Source organism: Devosia sp. (assembly GCF_048261455.1).
In the GTDB taxonomy this organism is placed as follows: Bacteria; Pseudomonadota; Alphaproteobacteria; order Rhizobiales; family Devosiaceae; genus Devosia_A.
Genome location: NZ_JBLXGA010000018.1, coordinates 52,126 through 58,380, shown reverse-complemented (window position 1 = coordinate 58,380; position 6,255 = coordinate 52,126). Strand labels below are relative to the sequence as shown.

Sequence of the window (6,255 nt, the reverse complement as noted above, 5' to 3'; positions counted from 1 at the left end):
GTGCCCGTGCCCCACACATTGATGGTCTTGGCGCCGCTCACCTTGGCTTCATGGGCCTTGCGCAGCAGTGCCGGCAGCACATGGCTGCTCTTGAGGTCGTAATTGTCGCCCGGCCCGTAAAGATTGGTCGGCATCGCCGAGATATAGTCGCGGCCATGCTGCTTGCGGAACGCCTCGGCTAGCTTGAGGCCGGCAATCTTGGCCACGGCATACCATTCGTTCGTCGCTTCCAGCGGACCCGTCAGCAGCGCGCTTTCTTCGATCGGCTGCGGCGCCAGTTTGGGGTAGATGCAGCTCGACCCCAGAAACAGCAGCCGGTTCACATCGCTCGCATGGGCCGCGCCGATGACATTGGTTTCGATCACCAGATTGTTGAACAGGTAGTCCGCCGGATAGGTGTCATTGGCAAGAATGCCCCCCACCTTCGCCGCCGCCAGCACGATCGCGTCTGGCCGTCTGTCCGCGACAAACCGCGACACCGCGCTCTGGTCCATCAGGTCCAGCGTCTCGCGCCCCGCGGTGATGATCTCGCAACTCTCGCTTCCAAGCCGCCGCACAACTGCGGATCCGACCATCCCACGGTGCCCCGCGACCCAAATCCGCTTGCCTGCCAATGAAAACATCAGGCGTCCTTCATTATGATTGCCTCACGCATCACCTCGAGGTCCGCGTGTGCCATTTCGCGCGCAATGTCCCGCGCTGATTTCGTGTGTGACCAGCCGAGCTTTGTCCGAGCTTTCGTCGGGTCGCCGATCAGCAGATCGACTTCGGTCGGGCGGAAATAGCGCGGGTCGACCTCGACCACACAGCGGCCGGTTGAGCTGTCGTAGCCCTTCTCGTCCACACCGCTGCCGCGCCATTCGAGGTTGATGCCAACATCGGCGAAGGCCCACTCAACGAACGACCGCACTTTCGTCGTTTCACCGGTCGCCAGCACATAGTCGTCTGGCTGGTCCATCTGCAGCATCATCCACATGCCACGCACATATTCCTCGGCATGGCCCCAGTCGCGCTGGGCGTCGAGATTGCCCAGGTAAAGCTTGTCCTGCTTGCCCAGATGGATGGCCGCCGCCGCCCTGGTGATCTTGCGCGTCACGAAGGTTTCGCCGCGCATTGGGCTTTCGTGGTTGAACAGGATGCCGTTGCTGGCATGCATGCCATAGGCTTCGCGGTAGTTCACGACGATCCAGTAGGCGTAGAGCTTTGCCGCCGCATAGGGCGAGCGCGGATAGAACGGCGTCGTTTCGCTCTGCGGCACCTCCTGCACGAGGCCGTAGAGCTCGGAGGTCGAGGCCTGGTAGAACCGGGTCTTCTGTTCCAGGCCGAGGATGCGGATCGCTTCCAGCAGACGCAACGCGCCCAAGGCATCTGCATTTGCGGTGTACTCCGGGGTCTCGAAGCTCACCGCCACGTGGCTCTGCGCCGCGAGATTGTAGATCTCGTCCGGCTGGCTCTGCTGCACGATGCGGATCAGATTGGTCGAGTCCGTCATGTCGCCATGATGCAGGATCATGCGCGGATCGTCCTCGTGCGGATCCTGATAGATATCCTCTATCCGGCCGGTATTGAACGAGGACGAGCGCCGCTTGATGCCGTGCACGACATAGCCCTTGTCCAAGAGCAGCCGCGCTAGATAGGCACCGTCCTGTCCGGTGATACCGGTCACCAGCGCAACCTTGCTCATGTCTGCTCTCCTTGTTTGGCCCGCATATAGTATCGATCGTCACGGCAAGACAATGCGGCCTCGCTTGCGATACGACGCGTGAATTGGCGTGACGGCCATAAGGATTTGTGCTTAGTTTGCCCCCTTGCGGCGATAGGCGACGACCAGACGAGACCACCAGCCAGGCAGGCATTGGGGGACGCGACGTGGACGCAGTCATCGAAGGGGGCACCCGCCCATCCGGGAAGGTGCGCGTCAGCGGCGCCAAGAATTCCGCAACCCGGTTGCTTGCAGCGGCGCTGCTCGCCGATGGCCCGGTTGAGCTGAGCAATTTCCCGACGCGACTGGTCGACGTCGCGCACAAGCTCAGGTTCTCCCACCATCTCGGTGCAACGGCAGACCTCGACCACGTCAACGAAGTGCTGACAATCGATGCGAGACGGCTTTCGGCCGCGCCGGCCGATGCCGGTCACTACGATATCCCCGTTCGGACGACCTATCTCCTGGCGGCCGCACAGGTGCTGCGGGCGGGCATTGCGCGCATTCCTTACCCGGGAGGATGTCGTATCGGCAGTGGGGCAGGGGGCAACCGGGGCTACGACCTGCACCTCATGGTCTGGCGCACCCTCGGCGCAGAGGTGTCCGAGACGCGCGACCACATCGAGATCGCAGCGCCGGATGGCTTCAAGGGCAGCACCATCAACTTCCCGATCTCGACTGTAGGCGGCACGGAGAACGCGCTGCTCTGCGCGGCTGTCGCCATCGGTCAGACCCAGATCTTCAATGCCTACATTACCCCCGAGATCGAGGACCTCATCGCGCTACTGCGCCGCATGGGAGCCGAGATCGCCGTCTTTGGAACCAGCCACATCATTGTCGAGGGCCGGGGCGCACCCCTCTCCGGTGCCCACATGCAGGTCATGCCCGATCGCATCGAGGCGCTGACCTGGCTGGTCTACGCCATTCTCGCCCAGGGCGAACTGACCATTACCGGTGTCCCCTTTGACGCCATGACGGTACCGCTGATCCACATCGGCCAGGCCGGCATTGACCTGTTTCGCAATGACACCTCGGTCCATGTCACGCCCGACTGCCTCACCTCGGGCAGCGTGCAGCCGTTCGAGCTCGCCTGCGGCGCCCATCCGGGTGTCATCTCGGACATGCAGTCTGCCTTCGTGCTGCTGGGGCTCGCCGGCGCCGGCACGTCCCGGGTACACGACTATCGATACCCCGAGCGCATTGCCTTTGTCGCTGAACTGAGCAAGCTCGTCGACGGACAACATCTCGCCGCGCAACGGGGTACAATCACCATCAACGGCCCGGCGCGGTTTCGCTCCGGCGAAGCGCGCGCCACGGACCTGCGTGGCGCGATGGCGGTTGTGGTTGCGGCACTCTGTGCGGAGGGTCGCTCGGTAATTCACGATGTCGAGCTGGCGCTCCGCGGCTATAATGATCTGGTCGGCAAGCTCGGCCAACTTGGCGTGGCCATTGCACTGCACGATACCGAACCACAGCGCCTCGAGGCCTGACCAGGGACCTGACCAGGGAAATGACCTTGAAACCCGACTTGCTTGCAGCCCTGCGTCTGACCGGCGCTGCAGTGACCTCTGGTGTTCACCTTGCGCCGCTGTCGCGCTGGAAGATCGGTGGCCGGGCTGCGGCGCTCGTCGAACCCGATACGCCGGAACAGGCTGCTGCAGTGCTCCGCGTGATGGCAAATCGCACCGAACCGCTGTTCGTCATGGGCGATGCTTCGAACGTCCTGTTTGACAGTGCCGGCTTTGCAGGCGTCGTCCTGCGCATCTCCCGCCGCATGTCGGCGCTGCGCATCTCGGGTAGCCGTGTCTGGGCCGAGGCCGGCATATGGATGCCGCAGCTTGCCCGCCGCGCCGGCAGCGCCGGTCTCAGGGGCCTTGAGCATACCATCGGCATTCCCGGCACGTTGGGCGGCCTGATCCTCATGAATGGCGGGAGCCTCCGCAAAGGCATCGGCCTCAATGTTCTCGCCGTGCACTGCGCAGGCGCTGATGGCGAATGCTTCACTCTGGATCAGGCAGCTTGTGGATTTGACTATCGCACCAGTGCGTTGCAGCGGATGCGCGCAGTGGTCCTCGCCGCAGATCTCGAACTCGAACCTGAAGATTCCGCAGCAATTCGGCGCGACATGCTGGCCATCATGCGCGAGCGGCGTGCTAAGTTTCCGCAAAGCCTCGCCAACTGTGGCTCGACCTTTCTTTCGACCTCACAGATGCACGCGACCATCGGACCACCCGGTCGCGCCATTCAAGATGCCGGTCTCAAGGGCATACGCCGCAATGGCGCTCAGATTTCGCCGATGCACGGCAACTTCCTGGTCAACACCGGCGGAGCCACTTCCGATGACATCCTGTGGCTCATCGCGCTGATCCGCCAAACCGTAAAGGCCCGAACCGGCTTCCTGATGGATTGCGAGGTCCGCCATCTCGCGCCTGACGGCCGGTTGCGCCCGGCACAGTTTGCCGCTGATGAACGCTGGGGCGACGCTCGCCTCGCCGAGCTCGCCGACGCAGCTGTCGGAACCTGAGCATGGCGCGCGTCACCGTCGTCACCGTCTATCACAACCGTCGCGACCACGTGCTGAGCTCGCTGCAAAGCCTGCTCGATCAGGATCTGCAAGATCTCCACATTCTGGCCGTCGATGACGGCTCGACTGACGATACGCTCGCGCAACTGCTCAGACTGGCCGGCCCGAACCTCTCGGTGAAAAGCCATGCCAACATCGGCTTCACTGCCGCCATCCGCAGCGCCCTCGAGGGCATCGACAGCGAGTACGTTGCCATCCATGGCAGCGGTGACCTCAGTGCACCAGACCGATTGTCCCACCAACTCAGCTACCTCGAAGCGCACCCGAAGGTGGGTTTTTGTGGCACGGCGTCGGAGACTCGCGATGCGCTGACGGGGGATGTTGTTCGCCGCCGCCGGCGACACACGGGCTCTCTGTCAGCCAACAACTTTCGTCGCGCTCCTCCCTTCACCCATGGGAGCGTCATGTTCCGTCAGTCGATTTACCGACAGGCCGGCGGCTACGAAGCGCGGCTCAGGTTCTGTGCGGACTGGGACCTTTGGTTTCGCATGCTGCACTACGCCCAGGGTCATTTCATCAACGTGCAGCTCTACCAGCAACTCGCCCAGCCGGACGGCGCCAGCTTTCATCCGCTGAAATCGGTCGAACAGTTGCGCTATCGGGCGCTGGTCCTGAAACTGGCGGAACTTCCTGACGCAGCGCGCGAGGCTCGGCTCGAACAGCTCGAACGTGAAAGCATCGTCGAAGCCACGGCAGACCAGACGCCGGCCATTGTCGCTGCGATTGCCCGGCGCCGCGTTAGGCTCGAGCTCATGGGGCGTTCGGCGGATGCAGATCAGTTGACCGAGGTCCTCACCTCCGAATTTGGTCAGGACCCGCCATTGCTTCGTCTCGGCGCCAGCCTGAGTCGTCTGCTAAACAGACGGCCAATGCGCTCAAGCGATCAGCGCCGTCCCGTCTGATCTGAGGTTCTGCTGTGCTTCAACTGGTTTCGCGAAATAGAGCGCCATGAACGCCAGTGGCATAACCGCGCTCAGGTGGCGCGCCAGTGTGCCCAGTTCGGCAACGAATAGCGCAAATGTGCACACGATCCCCAGGAACGCGGAGCCCATAGCCCGGTCTCCGTGCCGAAGCACGGTGCGGCACAAGACAACCGCCAGCACCACATAGAGCTGCATGTAGAATTCCTGCACCCTGACGCCCTGCAACAAGGGCGTCAGGAAGTGAAAGGTCGAGGTCACGTATCCCCCAACCAGATCGATTGCCGTGTGACCGGAGAAATGGCTGGGGATCAGGCTCACCGCCGCCTCCGAGACATTGCGATGGACGAGATAACGCCCATGCAACAGGGCCTCGCGTACCGGCTCGATCAGTCCAGCCGCGACTAGTCCGCAGGCCAACGCAGGCAGGAGCAGCCGCGATGTCCCAAGGAGATAAAAGGTCACCGCGGCGCCCAGTGACACCCAGTAATAGCTGCGAAACACCATCGCCATCAGCGCCAGTCCGCAGAATACCGATATGGCGCGGCCCCATCCCGATGCACTCGCCGCAAACACGGCGAACAGCGCTGCAGCAAAGCTCACCACGACGGACTCCTTGGCGACGAATTGCAGCTGGTAGATCATCGGGAAGCTGAGAAACAGCACCAGCACCAGTTCCCGCATCGACCCCTGGAACGCCAACCGACCAACGACATAGGCGACGAATACCGTGGCAAGCAGATTGGGGAATGGCCCGACACCCAACCACGGTGTCAGCATCGCTACCGCCAGGTCGCCGGCCGAGTCTGTGCCCAGCCGCCCCCCGGTTTCAATCGCCAGTTGCAAGGTCGCCGCGTCACGGCCCCAGCGGCCGATCGAGAGCCCCGAAATCTGAAGCGTCAGACACGCTGTAAGTAAGAAAAAATAGAAGGGCCAGAAACTCCAGTGGCTGAATTTCCGCTGCATGGTCCTCCAGCGCAGAGTCAGCAAGTGCGCTGCAATATTGTTCAGTTCGGTACTTTGGGGCGATGTGGCCTGTGCTTTAAAAT

6 protein-coding genes are annotated in these 6,255 nt (G+C 62.6%); 3 read left to right on the top strand and 3 right to left on the bottom strand.

Going from position 1 to position 6,255, the window contains the following annotated elements; all coding sequences use genetic code 11:
- Positions 1–623 (bottom strand): NAD-dependent epimerase/dehydratase family protein (locus ACN0TK_RS16125; RefSeq protein ID WP_417310555.1); only part of this gene is annotated, 623 nt, incomplete at its 3' end.
- On the bottom strand, positions 623–1,684 hold the full coding sequence (gene gmd / locus ACN0TK_RS16120) for a GDP-mannose 4,6-dehydratase (protein WP_417310554.1): 1,062 nt from the start codon (positions 1,682–1,684) through the stop codon (positions 623–625). The genes ACN0TK_RS16125 and gmd, both read right to left, overlap by 1 nt.
- Before the next feature lie 185 nt (positions 1,685–1,869).
- On the opposite strand from gmd, the gene ACN0TK_RS16115 reads away from it, so the two are divergent.
- The 3 genes from ACN0TK_RS16115 to ACN0TK_RS16105 are packed head-to-tail and all read left to right on the top strand — an operon-like array spanning position 1,870 to position 5,188.
- Positions 1,870–3,192: a UDP-N-acetylglucosamine 1-carboxyvinyltransferase gene (locus ACN0TK_RS16115; protein WP_417310553.1), complete on the top strand. Its 1,323-nt coding sequence runs from the start codon at positions 1,870–1,872 to the stop codon at positions 3,190–3,192.
- A 26-nt stretch (positions 3,193–3,218) separates the two neighbouring features.
- Complete coding sequence (gene murB / locus ACN0TK_RS16110; protein ID WP_417310552.1) at positions 3,219–4,226, top strand: UDP-N-acetylmuramate dehydrogenase; 1,008 nt, start codon at positions 3,219–3,221, stop codon at positions 4,224–4,226.
- Between the two features lie 2 nt (positions 4,227–4,228).
- On the top strand, positions 4,229–5,188 hold the full coding sequence (locus ACN0TK_RS16105; RefSeq protein WP_417310551.1) for a glycosyltransferase family 2 protein: 960 nt from the start codon (positions 4,229–4,231) through the stop codon (positions 5,186–5,188).
- On the opposite strand, the gene ACN0TK_RS16100 is transcribed toward ACN0TK_RS16105, so the two are convergent.
- Positions 5,162–6,172, bottom strand: a complete 1,011-nt coding sequence (locus ACN0TK_RS16100) for a hypothetical protein (RefSeq protein ID WP_417310550.1) — start codon at positions 6,170–6,172, stop codon at positions 5,162–5,164. The genes ACN0TK_RS16105 and ACN0TK_RS16100 overlap by 27 nt on opposite strands.
- Positions 6,173–6,255: the final 83 nt, after the last annotated feature.